The 23,570-nt window shown below is 59.6% G+C and carries 19 protein-coding genes and 1 pseudogene; 4 read left to right on the forward strand and 16 right to left on the reverse strand.

From position 1 onward, the window contains the following. Positions 1 to 670 precede the first annotated feature (670 nt). From phaC to prmB, 5 genes and pseudogenes are all read right to left on the reverse strand, one after another. Positions 671 to 2,401, reverse strand: a pseudogene (phaC, locus tag CFN46_RS01210) (class I poly(R)-hydroxyalkanoic acid synthase); the annotation flags it as partial. A 540-nt stretch (positions 2,402 to 2,941) separates the two neighbouring features. Next, positions 2,942 to 3,406 carry a phasin family protein gene (locus CFN46_RS01215; RefSeq protein ID WP_176426390.1) on the reverse strand — a complete coding sequence of 155 codons (465 nt, stop codon included), beginning with the start codon at positions 3,404 to 3,406 and terminating at the stop codon, positions 2,942 to 2,944. Positions 3,407 to 3,584: 178 nt separating this feature from the next. Continuing rightward, the gene (locus tag CFN46_RS01220; protein ID WP_088742491.1) at positions 3,585 to 4,097 is read right to left on the reverse strand and encodes a DUF6489 family protein; all 513 of its coding nucleotides are present in this window, start codon (positions 4,095 to 4,097) and stop codon (positions 3,585 to 3,587) included. Positions 4,098 to 4,350: 253 nt separating this feature from the next. Beyond that, entirely contained in the window at positions 4,351 to 5,442 is a 1,092-nt protein-coding gene (gene aroC, locus CFN46_RS01225) for a chorismate synthase (protein ID WP_088742492.1), read from the reverse strand. Positions 5,443 to 5,529: 87 nt separating this feature from the next. Continuing rightward, positions 5,530 to 6,492 carry a 50S ribosomal protein L3 N(5)-glutamine methyltransferase gene (prmB, locus tag CFN46_RS01230; RefSeq protein ID WP_088742493.1) on the reverse strand — a complete coding sequence of 321 codons (963 nt, stop codon included), beginning with the start codon at positions 6,490 to 6,492 and terminating at the stop codon, positions 5,530 to 5,532. Between the two features lie 208 nt (positions 6,493 to 6,700). Between prmB and CFN46_RS01235 the strand changes: the two genes are divergently transcribed. Both CFN46_RS01235 and CFN46_RS01240 read left to right on the forward strand, forming a co-directional pair. Further along, a complete protein-coding gene (locus tag CFN46_RS01235; RefSeq protein ID WP_024950727.1) occupies positions 6,701 to 7,306 on the forward strand; it encodes a Smr/MutS family protein in 606 nt (201 codons plus the stop codon). A gap of 72 nt (positions 7,307 to 7,378) precedes the next feature. Beyond that, a complete protein-coding gene (locus tag CFN46_RS01240) occupies positions 7,379 to 8,224 on the forward strand; it encodes a transporter substrate-binding domain-containing protein (protein ID WP_217897768.1) in 846 nt (281 codons plus the stop codon). A 108-nt stretch (positions 8,225 to 8,332) separates the two neighbouring features. Here the strand turns inward: CFN46_RS01240 and CFN46_RS17685 are convergent, their stop codons facing one another. From CFN46_RS17685 to CFN46_RS01275, 6 genes are all read right to left on the reverse strand, one after another. Continuing rightward, complete coding sequence (locus CFN46_RS17685; RefSeq protein ID WP_246116402.1) at positions 8,333 to 9,637, reverse strand: patatin-like phospholipase family protein; 1,305 nt, start codon at positions 9,635 to 9,637, stop codon at positions 8,333 to 8,335. 68 nt (positions 9,638 to 9,705) lie between these two features. Further along, entirely contained in the window at positions 9,706 to 10,644 is a 939-nt protein-coding gene (locus CFN46_RS01255; RefSeq protein WP_088742494.1) for an alpha/beta fold hydrolase, read from the reverse strand. Beyond that, the gene (locus CFN46_RS01260) at positions 10,641 to 11,525 is read right to left on the reverse strand and encodes an alpha/beta fold hydrolase (RefSeq protein WP_088742495.1); all 885 of its coding nucleotides are present in this window, start codon (positions 11,523 to 11,525) and stop codon (positions 10,641 to 10,643) included. Before CFN46_RS01260 ends, CFN46_RS01255 begins: the two co-directional genes overlap by 4 nt. Before the next feature lie 133 nt (positions 11,526 to 11,658). After that, positions 11,659 to 12,903, reverse strand: coding sequence for a DUF4340 domain-containing protein (locus CFN46_RS01265; RefSeq protein WP_088742496.1), 1,245 nt, complete (start codon positions 12,901 to 12,903; stop codon positions 11,659 to 11,661). Continuing rightward, positions 12,900 to 15,590, reverse strand: a complete 2,691-nt coding sequence (locus CFN46_RS01270; RefSeq protein ID WP_088742497.1) for a GldG family protein — start codon at positions 15,588 to 15,590, stop codon at positions 12,900 to 12,902. The genes CFN46_RS01265 and CFN46_RS01270 overlap by 4 nt, the downstream gene beginning before the upstream one ends. After that, a complete protein-coding gene (locus CFN46_RS01275; protein WP_176426391.1) occupies positions 15,587 to 16,783 on the reverse strand; it encodes an ABC transporter ATP-binding protein in 1,197 nt (398 codons plus the stop codon). The genes CFN46_RS01270 and CFN46_RS01275 overlap by 4 nt, the downstream gene beginning before the upstream one ends. Before the next feature lie 284 nt (positions 16,784 to 17,067). Between CFN46_RS01275 and CFN46_RS01280 the strand changes: the two genes are divergently transcribed. Both CFN46_RS01280 and CFN46_RS01285 read left to right on the forward strand, forming a co-directional pair. Further along, positions 17,068 to 17,277 carry a hypothetical protein gene (locus CFN46_RS01280; protein ID WP_088742499.1) on the forward strand — a complete coding sequence of 70 codons (210 nt, stop codon included), beginning with the start codon at positions 17,068 to 17,070 and terminating at the stop codon, positions 17,275 to 17,277. A gap of 13 nt (positions 17,278 to 17,290) precedes the next feature. After that, a complete protein-coding gene (locus CFN46_RS01285; RefSeq protein WP_088742500.1) occupies positions 17,291 to 18,241 on the forward strand; it encodes an AEC family transporter in 951 nt (316 codons plus the stop codon). 133 nt (positions 18,242 to 18,374) lie between these two features. Here CFN46_RS01285 and sixA read toward each other — a convergent pair whose 3' ends face one another. From sixA to CFN46_RS01310, 5 genes are all read right to left on the reverse strand, one after another. Beyond that, on the reverse strand, positions 18,375 to 18,884 hold the full coding sequence (gene sixA, locus CFN46_RS01290; protein WP_088742501.1) for a phosphohistidine phosphatase SixA: 510 nt from the start codon (positions 18,882 to 18,884) through the stop codon (positions 18,375 to 18,377). A 211-nt stretch (positions 18,885 to 19,095) separates the two neighbouring features. Beyond that, positions 19,096 to 20,223, reverse strand: coding sequence for an NAD(P)H-dependent glycerol-3-phosphate dehydrogenase (locus CFN46_RS01295; RefSeq protein WP_024950554.1), 1,128 nt, complete (start codon positions 20,221 to 20,223; stop codon positions 19,096 to 19,098). Positions 20,224 to 20,436: 213 nt separating this feature from the next. Beyond that, complete coding sequence (locus tag CFN46_RS01300) at positions 20,437 to 21,825, reverse strand: NAD(P)(+) transhydrogenase (Re/Si-specific) subunit beta (protein WP_088742502.1); 1,389 nt, start codon at positions 21,823 to 21,825, stop codon at positions 20,437 to 20,439. After that, a complete protein-coding gene (locus CFN46_RS01305; RefSeq protein WP_024950552.1) occupies positions 21,825 to 22,157 on the reverse strand; it encodes an NAD(P) transhydrogenase subunit alpha in 333 nt (110 codons plus the stop codon). The genes CFN46_RS01300 and CFN46_RS01305 overlap by 1 nt, the downstream gene beginning before the upstream one ends. After that, positions 22,154 to 23,353: an NAD(P) transhydrogenase subunit alpha gene (locus tag CFN46_RS01310; RefSeq protein ID WP_211242361.1), complete on the reverse strand. Its 1,200-nt coding sequence runs from the start codon at positions 23,351 to 23,353 to the stop codon at positions 22,154 to 22,156. The genes CFN46_RS01305 and CFN46_RS01310 overlap by 4 nt, the downstream gene beginning before the upstream one ends. Positions 23,354 to 23,570 lie beyond the last annotated feature (217 nt).

The following is a 23,570-nucleotide window of genomic DNA, read 5'->3' on the forward strand; positions in this document are numbered from 1 at the left end:
GGCGAGGCTTGGGAGCTTCGCTGGTGTTGTCTTTGCTGCTTGCAGTTTTGGCTGTGCTGGTGGCTGTTTTACTGGCAGCGGGCTTGCTTGCAGCAGTGCTCTTGCTTGCAGTGGTTTTACTTGAAGTGCCCGTGCTCGCCGCAGTCTTGCGCGGTGCGGTGGGCTTTTTCGCGGCCGGCGCTTTGTCTGTGCTGCCAGTCGCAGTACCACTTTTTGCCGTGCTTGAGGCCGCTGGCTTTGCCGCTGCCGTAGTGCCGCTTTTTGCCGTGTTTGAGGCCGCTGGTTTTGCCGCTGCCGTAGTGCCTTTGGCAGTGCTGGCAGATGCAGAATTACCGTCAGCCGCTTCCGTGGTCGGCTTGGGCGCTGCTGGCTGGGGAGCAACAGTCTTGGCAGCCGCCCGCTTGCGCGGTGTTGGCTTGCCTTCAGTTTTCGTGGTGCTCGCTGTATCAGCAGCAGGTGCAGCCTTCGATGCTGCTGGCTTGGCAGTCGATGTCTTGGTAGCGGAAGCCTTGTGTTTGGTGGCATTACCCGCCATCGCTGCCACCACGTCATCCAGCGGCAGCGTAGCCTGCTTGACCGCGTCAGTCATGGTCTTCTCGACCGTCTGCTGCACGTCGCGCACACCCTTGAGTTGAGCCTCAACAGCACTGGTGACTTCTTTCGGTACCGCCTGACCCAATACTTCAGGAATGGTCTGACGGACGTAACGACCCGGTGCTTCTTCGATCACCGCAAGCTTGCCTTTACCCGGCACACGGGCCGCAACTTGCTTCTTGGGATCCACGAAGCCGTTGTCCGTCATCCAGGACTGCCAGTCATTCCACCACGAGCCTTCGTGGTCTTCCCCGCCTTCAAGCCAGGCATCCGCAGAGGCAGGCAAGCTGTCATTGGTGACATAGCCGTACTTGTTCTTGTGCGGCGGATTGACGATACCGGCGATATGCCCAGAGCCGCCCAGCACGAAGCGCTTGATGGAGGCTTTCGGCAGCTGAGTGCCGGTGTAGGTGGTCTGCCACTTGGCAATGTGATCTTCGCGTGCCGAGACCCAGTAACACGGTGTCTCAATCTGCGAGAGGTCAATCGCCACGCCATCCAGCTCGATACCACCGGGCTGAATCAGGCGGTTTTCCAGATACATGTGACGCAGATACCATGCGTGCGTACCGGCCGGCAGGTTGGTGCCATCGGTATTCCAGTACAGCAGATCAAACGCCGTCGGCGCTTCGCCCTTGAGGTAGTTGGCGACATAGAACGACCAGAAAAGATCATTCTCACGCAGCAGATTGAAAGAGAACGCCATCACGCGGCCATCCAGATAGCCGTCCTTCTCCATCTGTTTCTCTAGCCCTTGCAGCACCGGCTCGTTGAGGAAGACACCGATTTCACCGGGATCGGAGAAGTCCTGCAGCGTGGCCATATAGCTGACCGAGCGCACCCGTTCCGCCTGACCTTCGGCAGCAAGATACGCCAGCGTACTGGCCGTCAGCGTACCGCCGATGCAATAGGAGAGTATGTTGGTCTGCTTCTCGCCGGTGGCCTGCTCGATGGCATCCATCGCGGCAAGCGGCCCCATCTGCATGTAATCGGCCCAGGTGAGATCGCTCTGCTCAGGCCCGGGATTGCGCCAGGAGATCAGGAACACGCTGTGGCCTTGCTCGACCAGCCAGCGCACCATCGAGTTGTCCTGACGCAGATCGAGAATGTAGTACTTGTTGATCCACGGCGGCACAACCAATAGCGGCGTGGTGAAGGCCTTTTCGGTCGCCGGGCGATATTGAATCAACTGAATCAGTTCGTTCTCGAAGATGACATCACCCGGCGTCACGGCGATATTGTCGCCCAGACGGAAGGCTTCGGTGTCGGTCATCGCGACATTAATGCCTTCGGCGGAGTTGGCCAGGTCATCACGCAGCCGCTTAAGGCCGTCGATCAGATTCTGCCCACCTGTTTCGCGCGTGGCGCGCTGCACTTCCGGGTTGGTAGAAGCGAAGTTGGAGGGCGAGAAGGCACTGACATACTGGCGCGCATAGAACTCAAGATTGCGCTTCTTCTCGGCCGGTAGGCCTTGAATGCCATCCAGCATCTCGTTGACGGCACGCGAGAACAGCAGGTATTGCTGTACGAGGAAGTGGTAATAGGGCTCGTTCTGCCACGCCTCATCACGAAAGCGACGGTCGGAGCGCGCAGGCGAAATCACTGGCTCTACGGTCTCGCCGCTCATCTCGCGTAGCGTGCCTTGCAGCAGAGCCACCTGGTCCTGGAACAAGCGAGACTGAGTCGACATCAATAGCTGCGGATCACGTGCCAGTGCTTCAGCACCGGCCTTGAAGCAACTGCCCATCTCATCGTAGATGGTGGAGGCGGCGGCGCTGGGCCATAACCGCTCCAGCATGTCACTCATCAGTGCCTGATATTGAGCGCTGGCTTCCTGGACCACACTGGTCCATTCGCCACTGTCAGCGCCCTCGGGAAACAGGCTGGAAAAGGCCTGAGTGAACGCCTGCTGCTGGGCCGAGTGCATATCGCCCTTCCTCCTTGTCATTGGCTATCGAAGCATGGCTGTCGGACGAATGCCGACATGCGCTATTCAATCGAATCGAACCGAATCCTTCCGTCCCGTGACAGTGCAGGGGCCAAACATGCTGGCCGGTTGCCATCATTGGCGACCTGCACTGTGACTGCACACCTTCATGATCATCGAAGGCACGCCATGACTCACCATGTTGAACATGGCAGTCCGCTTTCCAATACGCTCGAATCAGGCGATGGCCCATTCGAACACGCTGGCAAAACGGGCTAATACATTTTGGCGATACCTTAGCAAAACCCCGAACGCGACTCGCAGCATGACACTTTCAGCATGCGCCCGTACCTGTCGCGGAGGCAATCCCTGAACGCGGCATAAAAAAAGGCTGACGCGGGCGCCAGCCTTTCGAATATATCAGCCCTGCTTGGCACGGCTACTAGCGCTGGCCGGCTTGCTGCTAGCGGGCGCGCTGGTAGCGGCAGACCCTGCAGAAGCAGATTTGCCGGTGCCGGAGTTGCCGGCGCCACCGAAGCTACCCGCCCCCTGCTTGCCAGCATCAGAGTAGGCATGTTCGAGCTGGGTACGCATCTCGTTACCCATCTCAGCCAGCTTCATGGAATCATCCATCATCTGCTGAGATAGCTCGGTCACCGTTTCCAGCTGACGATTGCTGAACTCGCCAAGCCCCTCTGCATCCTTGACTTCAGTGGCAGCACGGGCGCGCTCGATACCGGTCTCGGTGTAGCGCTTGGCAGCATCCATCTGATACTCGGCAACCTTGCTCATCTGGTCGAGCATCAACGCATTGAACTTGCGCATCGGCTGGTAAAAGCTGCGGGCCTGCTCGGTAAAGGCATTGAACATTTGATCCTGCTGCATGACGGTTCCTCCCATGGATTCCGTACCGGAGATACGCGCAAACACTCTGCGCCACCTGCGAAGCGCAGCTTTATGCTGCACTGCACAAAGACTAGTCTGCCCCGAAAGCGGTTGCAATCCCATGACCGTAATTGCACGTTGCTTTTACTCCTTGATGCCCCTGCCAAGCCGTTGTCATTTAGCTTTTCTTGCTGCGTGAACGCGCACTCGCGGAAGCACCACTGTCCGGCTTATCGGCAGCAGCATCACGCTTGGCATCTGCAGTCTTTGTTGCCTTCTGTTGGCCGTCGCTATCCGCCTCGGCACTCTGCTGACCAAATTGATGCAACGTATCGAGCATCATCTTCTGATACTGATTAAACGTCGCCATGCCCTGCGCCATGCTCTCCCCCATCTCGCTTGAAGAGCCGCCCTGGCTACCGGCACTCCCCTGCGGACCCATTCCTGCAGTGCCTCCCATTGCACCCATACTATCGGCCATCCCCGGCGGCATGAATTTGGCAAAGGGGGTACCTGCTCCCGGCGTCATCAGCGGCTTGAGCAAACTCATAGGGTCATAACCTTCAACACCGGCTTCCATCTGACGACGAAAGCGCTCCATCAATTCCTGCTGAAAAGCTTCCACATCTGGCAGGCCCATCGCCTGACGAAATTCCTGAGGAGTGAGGTCGAACTCAACGTTGATTTTCATGGCAGGATTCCTTGTGTTGGTCCCCAGCGAGCGCCGTGGCGTGTGGGGTCACTCGCATGCGTGCTTTTCGAGTCTAGCAGCGCTGCCGCTCAGCACACAGTTCGCACGTTACATCAGTCCGGGCGCCACACCTGCACGCCTCACGTAAAACGCCCCGCCATCGAGCTGATCACAAGGATCAGTCCAATGACGGGGCGTCAGGTGTATATGACTGGCGCTCTGCTATCGACTGAGCGGCTGCTCGACGCGTCGATCAGGCCTCGCGCAGTACCGGCGTCTCAACCTTGACGTCAGCATTCTGGGCACGATGCCGTAGCAGGTGGTCCATCAGTGTCAGCGCCACCATCGCCTCGGCAATCGGCGTCGCGCGAATGCCGACACACGGATCATGACGGCCAGTGGTGATCACCTCGACCGCCTCGCCATTGACGTCGATGCTGCGGCCCGGCAAGCGCAGACTGGACGTCGGCTTGAGCGCAATGCTGGCACGAATCGTCTGGCCGCTGGTAATACCACCCAGCACGCCACCGGCATGATTGGAGAGGAAACCTTGCGGCGTCATCTCGTCACGATGCTCGGTGCCTTTCTGGCTGACGACAGCGAAGCCGTCACCGATCTCGACACCCTTGACGGCATTGATGCTCATCAGGCCATGCGCGAGCTCTGCATCAATGCGATCAAATACCGGCTCACCGAGCCCCACCGGCACGCCCGTCGCTTCGACCGTCACCTTGGCACCCACGGAATCGCCTTCCTTGCGCAGCGCGTCCATGTACTGCTCCAGCTCTTCAAGGCGGGCAGCATCGCCACAGAAGAACGGGTTGGTGTCGACCAGCGACCAGTCCTTGACCTCAAGCTCAATCGGGCCGAGCTGAGACAGATAACCGCGCACCTGCACGCCTTGGGTCGCCAAGTACTTCTTGGCAATCGCTCCCGCTGCGACACGCATCGCGGTTTCACGCGCCGAGCTACGGCCACCACCACGATAATCGCGCTCGCCGTACTTGTGGTGATAGGTGTAGTCGGCGTGGGCCGGACGGAACTGGTCCTTGATCTTGCCGTAGTCCTTGGAGCGCTGATCAGTATTCTCAATCAGCAGACCAATCGAGGTGCCCGTGGTGCGGCCCTCGAAAACACCCGACAGGATACGCACCTGGTCCGGCTCACGACGCTGGGTCGTATGGCGCGAAGTACCAGGACGACGGCGATCAAGGTCGATCTGCAGGTCTGCCTCGCAGATCTCGATGCCCGGCGGACAACCGTCGACAATGGCGCCCAGCGCCGGGCCGTGGCTTTCGCCGAAGGTAGTGACAGTGAACAGCTTGCCGAAGGTATTTCCGGACATTCAGGGGGTCCTCAGGCGATGCCGCCGGTCATGACCGACGGCTGTCTGGTATGGGTAATGAAGCGCTATGACGACAAGCGCGAACGGTTACGCAAATTCCGGGGCACAGATCTCAAGCGTCTGAGCATCAAGGGCAAAGACACCGTTGCCGCCACGCTCGAACTCGAGCCACAAGAAGGGAACATCCGGGTACGCCTCGACCAGATGACGCTCGGAGTTGCCCACCTCGACAATCAGCACGCCATCGTCGGTCAGATAGTCGCGCGCTTCACGCAGGATACGGCGCACGATATCGAGGCCATCATCACCGGCACCCAGTGCCAATGATGGCTCATGGCCGAATTCGCGCGGCATGTTGGCCAGATCGAAGGTATCCACATACGGCGGATTGGAGACGATCAGGTCGTAACGCTTGCCAGCGACACCGGCAAACAGATCCGACTGCACCGCGATCACACGGCCCGCCACGTCATGACGCTCGATATTGCTGCGCGCGACTTCCAACGCGTCCGTGCTGATATCGACCAGGTCTACCTCAGCAGTCGGCATGACCAGCGCCGTGGCGATACCAATGCAACCCGACCCCGTGCACAGATCCAGCACGCGTGACGGTGGCAGCTCCGGGAACCAGTGCTCGAAACCACCCTCGATCAATTCAGCAATGGGCGAGCGCGGAATCAGCACGCGCTCATCGACATCAAACGGCACGCCGGTGAAGAAGGCTTCGCCCAATAGATACGGCAACGGCTTGCGGGTGGTAATGCGCTCACGTACCAGCGCCACGATGCGCGTACGCTCCAGCGTCAACAGACGGGCATCAATCACCGATGGGTCCGTATCCCACGGCAGATGCAGCGCGCCCAGTACCAGCGCGACGGCCTCGTCCCAGGCAGAATCGGTGCCATGGGCAAAGTGTAGGCGATGCGCGTGGAACTCACTGGTGGCCCAGCGAATCAGGTCGCGCAGTGTCACCAGCTCCTCAACGAGACGGGAATCCGGCTCACTGAGACTGGAAGGATGGCGCAGGTCGGACGCGGAAGATGTGGACACGGTGATTCCTGTAAGCGGACAGAGACAACGCGCGCAGTCACGACAATTCACCGAGCTGCGCATCGCGTGGGCATTGTAGCGTTCACGAAGCGTGGCGGCGACCCTTGACGTCCGGCCAGCTCGCCAAGGGGCGCACGCAAGATCTTCACAGTGACAACAGGCACGCTATACTGCGCGCCTTGTCATTTATTGCCTGCGGAGCCCCGCCATGCCACCCCGACACGACGACAGCACGGATAACGGCGACGATATCAGCGCCTTCCGCGCCGCCCTCAAGCAGGCCGGTGTACGCAGGATCACCACCAATCGCGCTGACCCCGGCCGCAAACCGGTCAGCAGTGAGGAGCAGGCACGTCTCGCCGCCCGGCGTGCTGCGGCCAGTGAAGCCAATCCTGACAGCCTAAGTGCACCCTCGCGCACGACGGATGGTCACGTAGAACCCGTCACACCTAGCCAGCTGCTGGATTTCTCCGTCGTCGATCTACCCTATCGCCAGCGCCAACGTTTGAAACGCGGCGAGATCCCCTGGGAGGCTGGACTGGACCTGCACGGCTACACGCTGGAACAAGCGCGTATCGAGCTCGAATCCTTTATCGATGATGCCATCGCACGCCGCTCGCGCTGCGTGCTGGTGGTGCATGGCAAGGCATGGACCGGCATGGCCGACTATCCGGTGATCAAGAGTCACGTCAACACCTGGCTGCGGCAGTGGCCCGACGTATTGGCTTTTACCTCATCGCTCGAACTGGACGGCGGCAGCGGCGCAGTTTATGTATTGTTACGCAGCAAGGGCCGCGACACGCTGCTGGACTGATGCTGACAGGCGCAGGACTCTAGAAAAGGCTCTATAAAGAGCCTGCCACCATAACGACAAGGGAACACCCCGATGACACCCAACGCTGAACACATGGCTCGTGATACCTCACGCTTCACACCATTGACCGCCGCCCTTACCAGCGTCTCAGCCGCGACATTGGTGCTGGCACTGAGCGCATCGCCGGCCAACGCCAGCGATGCGCTCGCTGATAGCACACTGGCCAGCGTACAAAAAAGCCAAGTACTGAAAGTCTGCACTACGGGTGACTACGCGCCCTTCAGTCATCGTGAAGATAACGGCGAGTTTGAAGGTATCGACATCGACATGGCTGCCTCACTGGCCAAGCATCTTGGCGCTAGCGTCGAAACGGTGGCGACCAGCTGGCCAACGCTGATGGAAGACTTCACTTCCGGCAAATGCGATATCGCGATGTCCGGCATTTCGGTCAAGCTTGACCGTCAGGCGCAGGCCTATTTCAGCCTGCCATATCAAACCGGCGGCAAGACACCCATCGTGCGCTGTGATGACGTCAAGAAGTATCAGACCGTCGATCAGATCAACCGCCCTGACGTGCGCATCACCGTCAATCCCGGCGGCACCAACGAACGCTTCGCCAACGAATTCCTCAGCGAGGCCACACGCGTAGCGCACGGCGACAATCGCACCATCTTCAACAACATCATCGAGAATCGCGCCGACGTAATGGTGACGGATGCCATCGAAACCCAGTTACAGGCCAGCCGCCATCCCGAACTGTGTAGCGTACATCCTGAATCACCCTTCACCTTCTCCCAGAAAGGCTATCTGCTGCCGCTGGGCGATAACATCTGGAAGGCCTATGTCGATCAGTGGCTGACCCAGATGCAAGGCACCGGCGAGCAGGCCGCCATCTTCGACAAGTGGATCAAGGGCTAAGCGTCTTTCGTACTACGCGCTAAAGTGACGCAAACCAAGTGTCAGAAACAAAAAGACCCCGCCAATTGGCGGGGTCTTTTTGTTTTACTTCTTCAGGTACGAAACACACTAACCGTCCATGCCCTTCTCATAGCGATCCAACGCTTCAGCAGCGAGATGCCTTCCAAGCTTGATCAGGCCCTCGGCACGATGGAACTCATAGGCACCACAGACCGTCTTGGGTATCTCGACCAGGATGTCTGGCGGATAACCAGCAATCTTGTATTTGGCCAGCGTCGCTTGAGTGATGTCGAAAGAACGCATCATCATGTCAAGCTTGCCCCAGGCCAGTTCTGGTGCGTTCTCCTCAGCTTGATGCGAGCCACCATTTTGCTCATCCCCCACTTGCAGCTCATTGGAGGCGGCTGGCGCACTCCACGGATGCTCAAAGATCGCCTTCTTGGCTGACGAGCTCTTTGCCGCCCCCCCTTCTGCAGCAGTCCCCTCAAAGGCTTCATGCTGGGCGCTGGTACGCTCATCACTGACTGCTTTATGCAATGCATCGTTAAGCGTCTCACCGGCAGGTACCGCGACCGTGGCGCGACTTGCTGCCTCATCTGGTGCCTGCATGGCATCAAGCTGCGTACGCGCAGCGCCCCCCGGAGGCAGCGGCACCCCGCCAATCGGACTGGCGTGCGTGGGAGAATTCTCTTCCGACTCCTGGTCTTTCTCAGCACTGAACATGCGCTCGGCACTACGACGAATACCGCTCAGCCAGCTATTGAAGCCACCACCACGCGCTTCCAGCGCGGCTTCACGCGCTTCTTCTTCAGCGGCCTCGGCCGGCGGCAGCATCTGCTCAAGCGTCTGATTGCGCGGCGAGTGCGCAGTGGCGTTCACCGCCAGCACCAGATCCACATGCGCGGCGACCAACGGCGTGATCGGTAACGGATTCATCAGGCCACCATCCACTAGCACCTTGCGATCACGCTGCACCGGCGTGATCACTCCCGGTACGGCGATGGAGGCACGAATCGCCTCAAGCAGGTTGCCGCTCTGGAACCACACTTCCTTCTGCGCAATCAGGTCAGTGGCCACTGTCGTGACCGCAATCGGTAAATCCTCAATGCGGATATCACCAATCAAGGCTTCCAGCTCATCCATGATACGGCGGGCCCGAATGGCGCCCATCGGGCTCCAGGTGACATCTATCAGCCGCAGCACATCAAAATAATCCAGCTCGCACACCCAATCACGATAGGCGTCGAGCTGACCAGCGGCATAGACACCCCCGACCAGCGCGCCCATCGAGCATCCAGAGATGGCGCGTATGTCGTAGCCGCGCGCCAGCACTTCTTCGATAACACCGATGTGGGCATAACCCCGAGCACCACCACTACCGAGTGCCAGGGCGATTGTCTTGCGCTTGGCCATGACATGACTCCTGGTGATCAAATGAAATCGTTAAAAAAAGAATGAATCCAGCAGGACGCCATGGTGCCTTAACTGAGCGAAACCCACTCGATAATGTTGTCTGCAACTGCTGCCACACGCGCTGGCTCCAGATGAAGATGATGGCCACCCGGCAACACACGACGCTCAAGCCCATTGACGGCAGCACGCGCCTGTTGTGCCTCAGCCAACTCTCTGAGAATTCCCTGCTCACCTTCCACCAAGAGTACCGGTTGTTGTAGAGAGGCCAGCAGCGCCAGCACCTGCTCCGGGGTATAGCGCATCAACGAGGGACGTAGCAGGCGGCGGTCACTTCTGAGCCGCCAACCGCCGTCCTCAAGTGCTTCCAGATTGCGCTCGACAACAGGTCGTGCCGTGTCGGCATCAATCGGCGTCACCCCTCCTGCGACACGTGCCGCCACGGCATCATCAATGCTCTGGTAGTGAGCACGGCGCGTGGTGCGACTGACTGGCCTGGCATTACGTGCCAACAGGCCACGGCGTAGCTGAGACACGACATCAGACGCTGGCACTGACAGTGCGCCGATGCCATCAATCAACACCAGCCGATTCACGTACTCGGGTAGCGCTGCCGCTACTTGCCCTGCCACTGCGGCGCCGAGTGAATGGGCCAGCACCGTCACCGGCCCCTCTCCCATACCCGCCAGACGCAATGCATCCAGAGCCTCAACCACATCGTGGCAGTAATCCCAGACGGCGTAGTCCCCCTCTGGTCCCTGCGGACTGGAATGGCCATGCCCCACCATGTCGATCGCGACGATGCGAATACCCAGCCGCGCGCACAGCAATGGTGCCAGACGGCTGAAGCTGGCTGCATTATCCAGCCAGCCATGTAGCGCCAACCAGGTCGGCGGACGAGCGAGACTTGCTACCTCTCCCCTCGCAGGTGCGAGCGTGGGTGGAGTCCACTCCAGCGCTGCAATAGTGCCGCCGCTACGCCGGGCGAGATTCAACGCCAAGGGACTCATGCCAGCACCTGCGGCATCAGCTGCTCAATCGCGGCGAGCAAGGCCACGCGCGTCTCTTCAGGATTTTCGAAGGGATACATGTGCCCGCCTGGTACGGTGAGTACCTCAAGTCCTGCACGGCGCAGACGCGTCTGCCGTGGCGCGGTTAACAGATCAGAGTGCTCGCCGGCCAGAATCAATGCCGGGACTGCCAAGCGTGCTGGCGAGCCTGTCAGGTGGTCACTCAGATGGCGGAAGATATCAACCTCATGGCGAGTATCGAAGCTCAACGACAGGCTACCGTCGTCGTGGCGATGTGTGGCGTGATCAATGTAGTCATCCAGCGCCTCGGAGGTGAAGCGTGAAAATAGCGAGCGGCGACGTAGATAGTCGTGCATCGCCTGACGTGAATCCCAGCGGGCACGGCGCCCACGGGTTCGGCCTGCTGGTGTGACACGATCAATGAAACCGAAGCGTTTGGCGATCTTGAGGCCCATCGCATCACGGCCCAGCATCAATGGCGGATCGAGCAGGATGACGCAGTGAAAACGCTCCGGCTGCTTGAGCGCAGCCATGTAGTTAAGCACACCGCCCAGCGAGTGGCCGACGCCGATCACCTTGCGATGACTGCTGGCAGTCACCGGCCCCAGTGCAGTGTCGAGACATGCCAGCCACTCATCACGCAGCGCTGTCAGGTTGCGCCCAACCGGGTAAGCCGGATCATGCGCCAGTCGGTCTACCGGCAGCAGATCAAACTGAGCCGCCAGCGGGGCCAGCAGACTGGTATAGCAGGCGCCCGTAAAGCCATTGGCATGCGCAAAGGCCAAGGTCGGACGCTCAGCACCCGGAAGTTGAGCGAGCCGATCAACCGTCACGGGGTCGGAAGCAGGTAATGTGGTCATCGCTGGCTCTCCTCACAACGGGGGTGTCCGTGCCAGACCTTGCACCCCGAAACAAACAGTTGTTTAAATTCTTTCCAGCAGCATGCCAGCGCTGCAGCTTGCACGCTATGCTCCCTTCGCCGCTCTCTGCGCCTCACTCCTCTCTTTTCACTGCTCCTTTTAGCGCTCCCGACTCATCATTCATCATTATGGCGTCGGCAACAGAAGAGCTGGTAGATGCAGAAGGGATAGCAGTGACAACGCCAAGAGCAGCTGCAATGGCAACCTCAGATAGTGGCGCTGGTGGCTCTACCACTGCGACTAGCGCGATCAACTGTTCGCGCAGTGCGCCATTGACCTGTATTTCGACAGCCCTAAGCCGCTTGGCGAGCGGAACCGGCCAGCCAGAACCGACCAGTGTCAGGCGTGCCCAAGGCTTGCTACCCGCCTCAATGGCAAGGGTCAGTTGTTGCTGATCGTGGTCCTGCAATTGCGGCCAGTGCAGCCTGAGTGTTACAGCAGCTTGCCAATCGTCGCCGTCAGACCGTAGACGCAGATCATTCTGTTTCAGCGGTGATAGCGCTGCCACCAAGTGATCGGCCACAGCGCTATCCGGGGCAAGCCCACGTGTCATCGCTGCCATGCCAATAGCAGCCTGAGCCGCCATCGAAATTTCCATTCGACTCACGGCCAATGGACGCAATGTCGCTAGATCTATTACCTGTGAGGTTGCCATGCCGCCACGCCAATCTGGCAGCCCGATGTCTCGTGATAGCTCCAGTACTGGTGCATCCTCTGACGATAGCCAGCGAACATAACGACCTGGCAGTGCTTTTGCTGCACCAGCACTATGGGCGACGGGAGCAGCACTGGGTTTATCGCCTAGCTGCAAACGTATCTCACCGCTGGCGCTGGCCACCGTCAATATCGGTGCACTGTCATTGAGGCCGAGTGCCGCCAATGTCTTGTCAGTGCTCGGCTTACGTTCACGCAGCTGCGCTTCGGCTAGCGCACCAAGCAGTGCCGTCACCTTGTCTTGACGTGCTGGCCAATCAGCCAAAGAGGTGATCTTCCAATGCCCCTGCGCATCATGTGACAGGCTCAACCAGGCTGGCTGACGCAGGTGTTGATCCTGCCCTTGGCTTTGCGTGTGACTATCAGCATGCTCAATCCGGATTTCGCGGGCCTGGCGCGTAATGCGTGAAATCAACGGCAGCGTACCTAATGCGCTATTGGGCGACGTATCGACAGTACTTTCAGACAGCCCCTCATCTTCGCGGACCAGTAACGCCTGCCATTCATCCATGCCCAACGCCCGTGGCCCAAGCGTCAGTACGCCAGCCGCCAGCAGTGATGCCACTGCTGCCAACGACCAGCCCCATCGATTGAAGCCGCTCATGCATCACCTCCGCGACCGGGAATGGAATGTTGAGCACTGGGCTGATGATGGCCGGACAAACGCCTTCCAGAGCGCAGGCCTGGCTGCTGATGACCCAGCGGACGACTGGGCTGCTGATGACCCAGCGGACGACTGGGCTGACGACGACCAAGACGCTTGCGGCGCCAGCAGATCAATCCTCCTAGCACACTCAATACCAGCGGCAGCGCCAGCAGTGTCCACAGGCGTAATTCACGATAGAAAATATCGCGTTCGGCGGTCGCTTGACGTTGCTGTCGTGAGAGCTCGGCATCAAAGGCTCTCTGCATCTCATCGAGTGCATCGCGCTTTTCTGCAACGGCAGCCTTGCCCTCAGCAGGTTCCGCCCCACGAGCGCTCAACCGCGCCTGCCAATCGTTACGCAATTGTGTTTCAACCGCGGACTGACGGTCTGCCAAGGTGTGCAAGCGCGTCAGCTCACGTACCTGATGGGCCCGTGCGCGTAGCGCTACCAGCTCTGGACTACCGGCGAGCAGGTCAATCGCATTTTCCAGCCAGCGAGCATTGGCATTCAATGCGCGTTCACTGCCATCGGCTGCCTCGCGTCGCCATAGGCGGTCACTGGCCATGTCCACATCACTGACTATCAGCAACTGCCCGCCCGTGGCGGCCTTGTCCAACTCCTGAGCCGTGGCCTTGTGCGCTGGTAGCGTGGCATCTGGCCAGCGTGCGAGAACTGCGAGACCACCCTCACCAACCCTCTCTCCTGTCAATCCAGACAGCGGGCGTGGGTCCATGCGGCTGGTATACACACGCTCAGCTGGCAGCAAGCGCGTACTGTCAGTGCCACGAATCAGCCACTGCAAGGGAGCTGACGGCTGAGCCTCTCGGGTGGCCTTTGCAGTAGGTGCGAGCGGCGATAGCCAGCCAGCACTCGACATCACCAGCTGATCGACATTCAGGTTGAGCGCGGCATCGGAAAGCTGCCCCGCCCCCACATTCAGGAGAGTTGGGCTCAATGCTCGAGTGCCATCCATCAAACCAATCGGCAGTGCCAGCTGCGAATCCGCCACGATCTGACCAGCCTCCGAGCGCACACCTGCACGTGCCAACAGCGTTTTGAGCGCTTGTGAAGCAGGCGCTGGTTGATCGAGCATCTCAGGAAGCGGGTCAAGCAGCATCAGTACGCGTCCGCCGCGATCCAGATAGTCGCTGATCGCCTCAAGCGTGGCACCCGGCAGCAAGCGTGGTGCGATCACCAACAGTGCATCCTGATGTTTGATAGGCCGCGCGGGGTCATCGCCGCCAGATAACCAGTCGATACGCAGGCGGGCATTGAGATGATCCATCAGCCCCCAGCTACCCAGCGCCCGCCCTTGCTCAAGACTGGGCTGCCCCATCACTGGCAGGCTGGAGAGCACCCCCAAACGTGGTGGCTGTGTTCGCGAGACTTCCTGAATCAAGCGTGCAACATGGGCTTCGAGCCCATTGATATCGGCCGCCTTGAGCAGCGCAATGGCACGACGCTCAGCATAAGGGCCATCCACCATCAGGCCGAACAGCATCCGCTCACCGCCCGGCAGTGACAACGCCGTCAACCCTTGCGCTTCAAGGTCTGCAAAGCCGTCACTGTCCGGCTCAGGGTCAAGACGACGCAGACGCACCTGTGGCTGGCGTCCGAAAGCGGCCAGGCGTGTCTCGATGCGTGCTGCCAGTTCACGTAGCTGTGGCAAGTCGGCGGCAAAGCGCTCGCTATAGGCAAAGGTCAATGTGACAGGCGCATCGAGCCGTGACAGCAACAGACGGCTGGCAGGACTCAAGCTGTGCTGGCGAGTCTCGGTCAGATCATGAGCGGCCCTCAGAGGGTTCTGCCCATTCGGCGTGAACATGGTCGGAAGTCGTTGGCATGCCAGCAGAATCGCTATCATGCCGAACGCCACGGCAAGCGTCGCCAGCCACTGTGGCGCGCGACCGCTAGCGTGGCGTTCCTGCTTGAGACCACGCGCCTGCAATATCAGGCCGGCAACAGCCAGCAGTACAAAGTAGCCAGCATCGATCAGCGCAGGGCGACCTTCACTAAAGGGCGTCAGGTGAGCCGGCAAACTGATCAAATCCAGCAGCTGCACCCAGTGCGGAGCCAGGTGCTGTGCCAGCTGGCGAGTCACTGCTGGCGTGCCGGGCAGCATGAGTACCAATCCCAGCACCAGCGCGCCCAGCCAAGCCGACAGCGCCGACGGTGCTCGCACTGCCAACGCTTGCCCGAGACTGGCCAGTGCCAGCACCAGTAACGCCATACCAAGATAGCCACTGACCAGCAAGCCGATATCCGGTGTCCCAAGCCACCCAATCAGCGCCAGTAGTGGCACTGTCATCAGCAGGCCTAGCCAGCCAAGCACACTGGCACTGATCAGGCGCGCAATGGCTAACCGCCATGGCCCAAGCCCTAGCCCAGAAAGCCATTCCAGCAAACCGTTGGCACGCTCTTCTGGCCAGCCACGCAGTGCCAATAGCGGAGTCCACAGTACTAGCAGCCACGGCAGTACCTGCCACAGCGAACCCAGGTCAGCACGGTCGCGCGCCAGTAGATCACCCAGTTCAAACGCTCCCAGCGGGGCCAGTACCGCCAGTACTACCAACAGCGCCCAGCTGGCCCCCTGAGTCAGGGCCTGATGCAAATCACGACGGACCAAGCCAAGTATGGCGCTCATGGCGAGTCCCCCTGCCCGTGATCACGAACCTGATGACCAGTCCTCTCACGCAGCTGCCCATGATTCTGCCCCTGCCTTTGCCCTTGTTCACTCGCCATGCGCATTACCAACAGGCGGAAAGCTGTCTCGATATCACCGCGCTCACGTACACATTCCTCAAACATGATGCCCATCTGGCCACACCAACGTGCGAGAGCCGGCCGTGGGTCCTGGCCGGCGCGGCCCGTCAGCCGCAGAGTGCAATCCTGAACATCAGCCTGGGCGTTCGCCAAAGCGCCGGCTGACGATGCAGACATCTGTGTCAGGGGAGTAATCGCGGCAACACCAGACAGGCGCGACGCACTGGCAAGCTCACGGTCATTCAGCGCGCGACCCAATGTGAGGCGCCATACCGGCAAACTGGAAGTGGCGCCGAAGCCCGCGCCATAACCGCTTCGACTGCCCCCCAGTATTCCTTCATCAAGTGACATAGCCGCCAGTGCCGCGGGGGTGTCATCAAATCCCAGTCGACCACTGGCCATCACCAGCACGCGATCACAGATACGCGGCACCTCTTCCAGAAGGTGAGTGGAGACAATGATCAAGCGCTCACGACCCAGCTCACGAATAAAAGCACGCACGCTGTCCTTCTGCAGAGGATCCAGTCCATCGGTCGGCTCATCCAGCAGCAATATATCGGGATCATGGATCAGCGCCATTGCTAGCGCCAGACGGCGCCGATAGCCTTTGGATAACACGGAACATAAATGATTGGCAAAGGGCGCTATATCCAGGCGCTCCATCAACTCAGAAAGACGAGAATTACGTATTTTGCGTGATAACCCATGCAGACCTGCCACACAGTCCAGCGTCTCGCGCACAGTCAATTGTGGCCACAGCGGCGCGCCTTCAGGCAGATAGCCGATACGTTGCTTGAGCCGATTGAGTTGACGCTGACTCGCGCGGGCATCAAAGGCTTCACCATCCAGTGCCAGCTCACCTTGACTAGCCGCGAGCGTGCCCGCCAGCATACGCAGACTAGTGGTCTTGCCAGCACCATTCGGGCCAAGCAAACCAATCACTTCGCCGCGCGTGGCCTGAAACGAAAGCCCCGACACTGCCGAGTGTTCGCCAAATTGGCGCCCAAGATCTCGGCAGGTCAACAGTGGCGGACTGGATAGAGGTAAGACGCGTGTCGCGTGTGGGTCCTGCAAGATACCCGCTCCTTGTTTTTGATATAGCCAATCATCTACCGAACGCTCGCTTACCTTGTCCGGCTGCGCACAGGGTAAGCGGACAGCCTACGCACGCCAAGCCACTCACCGGAGTTACGGTCCGCTGCACTGCAAAATCCTGATATGCTGGCATGAATTTCAAGCCGATGTCTTTCCTGTACGTCATTACCATATGCCCGACACTGGTCAGTGAAATGTGCATGCTGTGAGCCGATAGATGGAGAGGCACGGCTACCTACCCTCCCGCCATACAGGAGCCCTCGATGCACGAGCCGCATAATGTCAGTGACAGTGTCAGCCCCAACGACAGTCCCAGCGACCATAGCCAGCCGTTACATGACAGCACTCATGCCGATGAGGCCGCGACACCCAGCACGCCAGTAGCCAAGCCGCCGCGCGATACTCGTCTGCGCAATCGTCTGTTCTGGATGCTACTCGCGGCAGCACTTCTCACTGGCTTCTGGCTGGCGTAAACGAGGGTATGACATGAACGAGATGCTGGCGTTGTTCATTGCGACCCTCAACGTCACCGTACCGGTGTTCGCGATGGTATTCCTGGGGCTGGTACTCAAGCGTATTGGCTGGATCGATGACACCTTCATCGGCACCGCCTCCACGTTGGTATTCAAGGGCACCATGCCTGCGCTGGTCTTTCTCTCCATCGTGCGCGCTGATCTTGATCATGCCTTGCGTCCTGGCATGCTGGTGTTCTTTGCCTGCGCGACGCTGATAACCTTCCTGCTGCTATGGGGTTGGGCGATCTGGCGTATACCACGGGCCGAACGAGGCGTAATCGTTCAAGGGGCATTTCGAGGCAACTGCGGCATCGTCGGGCTGGCACTGGCTGCCAATCTCTATGGCGATCTGGGTCTGTCGATGGGCGGCATTCTGATGGGCGTGGTCATCTTGTCCTACAACATCCTGTCAGTGGTGGTGCTATCCAGCTACCTGGAAGACGGTCGTACCAGCTGGAGGGCCATCGCACACGGCATCATTACCAACCCATTGATTCTGTCAGTATTGGCCGCACTGCCCTTCGCCGGCTTTGGCTGGCAGCTGCCGGTGTGGCTGGAGACGTCCGGTGACTATTTTGCGCGCATGACACTACCACTGGCCTTGATCTGTATCGGCGGTACATTGTCGATGCGTTCGTTACGCGAGGGGCGCACACTATCTCTCCAGGCGAGCCTGATGAAGATGATCAGCGTTCCACTGATCGCCACCGGTGCGGCAGTATTGATGGGCTTTCGGGGTACCGAGCTTGGTGTATTGTTCTTCTACTTCGCCTCGCCAACCGCAGCGGCCAGTTTCGTGATGGTGCGCGCGATGGGCGGCAATGATCGCCTCGCGGCCAATATCATCGCCATCAGTACGCTGATGGCTGCCGTCACGGTCACGGCAGGCATCTTCATCTTGAAGCTGAGCGGGCTGCTCTGATAAACGCATTGCTCGGATAAACCGGCTGAGCGCCTGCCGATAGAGCAGGCCAATCACGAAAGCCCCCGCCAGCATCAAGCTGACGGGGGCTTTCGTGTTGATATACGCGAGGAATTGTCTGCCAGCGCTCTGGTCAGCTCAGTTCGGCGGGGCTCACGAACTGGTGGAGGTCAGCAAGCCCTGCTGCCCAGATATCTGCATCCAGCCACGCCAGACTGGCGGTGGCAAATGCAAGCTGTGTGCTGCCAGCCCCATCCACTAACGCGCTGGCAAGGCTGGAGACCAGTGGATTATGACTGATGATCAACCAATCACGAGGCTCGCGCATTTCAGACCTGGGCGGTACATGAGTCTGCAGCCAGTCGAGCACCGGCGTAAGCGGATCATCCGGCGTCACGATCTCAAGCGTCGTCAGCTGCTCACCAGCCAGCTGAAGCGCCGAGGCAATTTCTTGCGCCGTCTGCTGGGCACGAGTAAATGGGCTAACCACCAGCGTCAATCGTGCGCGCCGCTCGGCAGGCAGTTGACGGGCAAGCCATTGCCCCATACGCCGCGCTTCTTCACGCCCATATTCACTCAATTCACGACTGGCATCTGGCGAGCCGGTTCGAGCCTCGCCATGACGCATGATAAGTACACTCATAACCTTCCCCTTAACAGTAAATACCCGACACTATCTGCATGCTGCCTATATCAAATCAGTGCCGAGTCGATGAATATCACCTCACCCAGCAGATGGAGTGCTACTGGATGGTGACTCTCGATATCGATACACGGATACCGACTCATACCATGAATTCTTGTGTCACGGACCTGCTCGGGCCGATCTCTTCAGGTCTATCAAGTCAGAGTGTTCAGGATGCATCAGGTTCCAAATGGCGCGCCTGCTGCACTGATTCGCGAGACAGCACGAACTCTACATCACTGGATTGCTCGCTTCCCATCAGTGCGCGCGCCATGTGATGCGGATCAATGCCCTCGAACAGCACCTGCGCCATACCACTGACCAGTGGCATATAGATACCGAGGCGCTTGGACTCTTCCTGCACCAGACGCACCGTATTGACACCCTCGGCGACCTGCCCCAATACCTCGACTGCCTGCTCCAGCGTGCGCCCCTCACCTAGCGCAAAGCCAACCCGATAATTACGTGACAGCGGTGACGAACAAGTGACGATCAGGTCGCCCACGCCGGCCAGACCGAGAAAGGTCATCGGATTGGCACCCTTGGCGACCGCAAAGCGACTCATCTCGGCCAGCGCACGCGTCATCAGCATCGCGCGCGTGTTCTCACCCATGCCCAGCGCTGCAGCCATGCCGGCGGCAATGGCATAGATATTCTTGAGTGCGCCGCCCAGCTCAACGCCGTAGCGGTCATTACTGGCGTATACACGGAAATAGTCGCAGCCGAAAGCGGTCTGCACGCGCGCGCGCGTGTAGGCATCGTCCGAGGCAACCACCGTCGCGGTCAGTTGGCGCTGAGCGATCTCGGCAGCCAGATTGGGGCCAGACAGCACACCAATGTGCGTAAAGCCGGTTTCTTCCTCCAGCACCTCACTCATCAACGTGAAGCCTTCGCTTTCGATGCCCTTGGTGGTCGCAATCAGGATCTGCCCCTCACGCAGGTGTTCTCGCGCTTGACGTACGACCGCACGGAAGGCCTTGGAGGGGATGGCCACACACACCAGTTCAGCCTCAGCCAACGCATCGGCCATGTCCGTCGTGGCCCTCACGCCAGGGTTGATCGCGAAATCTGGCAGATAGCCTGAGTTTCGGTGCTCGGTATTGACCTCGTGCGCCTGAGTGGCGTCACGCATCCACTGGGTCACGGCAGCACCATTATCGGCAGCAATCGAGGCAATGGCAGTACCGAAGCTACCGCCGCCTAGCACGCACACGCCAAGGCCGGCGGCCTGAGGTGGCACTTCACGAATCTCACGATCGCGGATGGCTCGACGAGGAGTAGATGAAGAAGCAGACATGAAGACTCCCTGTGTAACCGTAAAAATGAATGAGGCGGGTCAGATAAGTGACTGGCCACCATTGTACCCACAGTTGGCGTGAGAACATCAGCATCACCAGTGCGCACAAGACCCGGAAACGACAACGCCGGCAACCCCAGAGTCAATGAAACTCAAGGATTGCCGGCGCTATCACGGTATATGCGAGCCATACCGTGCGCAGAAAGCGATACGTTATAGCGTCTTGAGCGCCGTAATCATGTCTCCGACCACTTTCTGGCCATCACCATAGACCATGTGCGTGTGATCGAGATAGAACAGGTGGTTCTCGACGCCCGAGAAGCCAGCACCCTGTCCACGTTTGATCACCAGCACGTTACGTGACTGATCGACATTCAGGATCGGCATGCCGTACAGCGGGCTTGCAGGGTCACTCTTGGCGACCGGATTGACCACGTCGTTGGCCCCGATGACCAGCGTCACGTCAGTGGTCTCGAAATCATTATTGATCTCGTCCAGATCGGCGATCATGTCGTACGGCACGCCGGCTTCGGCCAGCAACACGTTCATGTGACCCGGCATGCGACCGGCGACCGGATGAATCGCGAAGCGCACTTCCACGCCACGCTCACCCAGCAGCTCGACCATTTCCCACACCTTGTGCTGTGCCTGCGCCACTGCCAGACCATAGCCCGGCACGATAATGACGCGCTCGGCAAAGGCCAGCTGAACGGCAGCATCCATCGGATCAGACGCCTTCATGCTGCCTTCGATCTCGCTCTGCTCGCCACTGCTCGCACCACCGAACTGCTTGAACAGCACATTGCGGATCGGGCGATTCATCGCCTTCGCCATCAGCTGCGTCAACAGGGTACCAGCGGCACCAACCACAGTACCGGCGATGATCATCGCGGCATTGCCGAGCACGAAGCCTTCCATCGCGACCGCAAGGCCCGTCAGCGCATTGAATAGCGAGATGATCACCGGCATGTCCGCGCCACCGATGGGCAATGCCAACAGTACACCGAACAATAGTGCCAACCCGAAGAACACCAGCACCAGTGAGCTGGACGGCTCAACAGCGGCAATTACCACGCCCAGATAGACCGTCAGAGCCAACACGATCATGTTGATCAGCTGCTGGCTCGGGAAGTGCATCGCCTTCTTGATACGCCCATCCAGCTTGGCCCAGGCCACGATGGAGCCCGAGAAAGCGATGGCACCGATCATCGCGCCCAGTACGCCCAGCCACAATGCCAGCGAACCATGCTCTTCAATCAGCGCCGGATTGTCGCTCATGCGCATCAGCTCGACCGCAGCGATGGCCGCCGCCGCGCCGCCACCCATACCGTTGTAGATGGCGATCATCTGCGGCATGTCGGTCATCGCGACCTTCTTGCCGGAGTACCAGGCGATACCACCGCCGATGACGATCGCCAGCAGCATCAGGCCATAACGCCCGTCAATCTGCGGATGCAGGAAGGTCAGTAGCGTGGCCACGACCATCGCGATACCCGCCCAATGAATACCACTGCGCGCCGTGGTGGGGTGCGACATGCGCTTGAGGCCAAGGATGAAGACCACCGCCGCCGCGAAATATCCTGTTTCGACCAGCCAGTTCATCAGCGAGCCTCCTTGTCGTTGATGCCATTGGCAGCGCCAGTGCCCTTGTTGCGGTCACTGGCCTTGAACATTTCCAGCATACGTTCGGTGACGACGTAGCCACCTACCGCATTGCCTGCCCCCAGCAGTACGGCGATGAAGCCGATGAACTGCTGCATGCCGGTCTCGGCCTGACCCAGTGCGATCATTGCCCCGACCAGCACGATGCCGTGAATGAAGTTGGAACCGGACATCAGTGGCGTGTGCAGGATGACAGGCACGCGCGAGATGACCTCGTAGCCGACGAAGGCCGCCAGCATCAGGATATAGACGGCAGAAAGTCCTTCGATCATGAGGCGTCCTCCGCGCGAGCGCGCACGTCATCGTGAGTGATACGACCACCTTCGGTCAGACGCATCGGGCCAAGCACTGCATCTTCGAAATCAAGCACAAGCTCGCCATCTTTCATGAAGGGAGTCAGCAGATTGAAAAGGTTCTTGGCATACATTTCACTGGCGTTGACGGACAGGCTGGAGGCCATGTCCAGCGGGCCCAGTACTGTCACGCCGCCATGCTCAACGCGCTCGCCGGGGCGAGTCATCTCACAGTTACCGCCACCTTCCGCGGCCAGATCGACCAATACGGCACCAGGCTGCATGCCTTCGACCATCTCGCGGCTGATGATACGCGGTGAGGGACGACCTGGAATGGCAGCGGTGGAGATCACCACGTGCGCATCGCTCATGTGACGCGCCAAGGCTTCTGCCTGCTGAGCACGCTCATCATCGGTCAGCTCGCGGGCATAGCCACCTTCACCAGAGGCATCAACGCCGGTATCAATCATGCGCGCACCGAGTGACTCGACCTGCTCACGTGCGGCGGCACGGATGTCATACGCCCACACCTGTGCACCGAGGCGCTTGGCTGTCGCGATGGCCTGCAATCCGGCCACCCCCGCGCCGACGACGATGACACGCGCCGGACGCACGGTACCGGCAGCGGTGGTCAACATCGGGAAAAACACGGAGGACTCGTTGGCGGCCAGCAACGCGGCGTGATAACCGGCGACGGCAGCCTGGGAGGAGAGTGCATCCATACTCTGTGCACGTGAGATGCGCGGCACGAACTCCATGCACAGGCTGGTCAATCCCTGAGTCGCTAACGTAGTGATCAGCTGTGGGTTCTGATACGGCGTCATCAGCGCCACGATGACCGCACCCTCACGAAACTCGGCGATCTGTGCCTCTGACGGCGCGCGCACGCACAACACGAGGTCGGCTGCAGCGCGTGCGGCAGCGATGTCATCCTCGGCAACCACCGCCACACCAGGCTGTGCGGAATAGGCGTCATCTTCGAAGTGAGCATGACGTCCTGCGCCACTTTCGACGTGCACGAGAGTGGCGCTGTCGTCTTTCAACTCGCGATCCAGATGGCGCGCCAGCTTGCCAGCAGTGATCGGGTCCAGCGCGACGCGGCACTCGCCGCGCGCCAGAACATCCACTGCACCGTCGAGTGCACGCATTTCGCGCACGACAAGAATATTCAGCATCGCGCACCTCGTCTCACGTCAGTATCCATACCGAAAGCAATCTGCCTTGGGTGGTCCATGGCTTTGTTCCTGTTGAGCGCCGAATCGCTCCGCAACGCTCACGCGCAGAGGTATCAGCCGCTTTATTGTCTGCTGCACAGAACTCATCAGACATGCAGCGTGAAAAGGTGTCCACTATCAGTCTTTTCTTGTCGACGTATCGGGGTCAAGCGCTATG

Origin of the sequence: Cobetia sp. QF-1, from assembly GCF_002213105.1 — a bacterium.
Taxonomy (GTDB): domain Bacteria; phylum Pseudomonadota; class Gammaproteobacteria; order Pseudomonadales; family Halomonadaceae; genus Cobetia; species Cobetia crustatorum.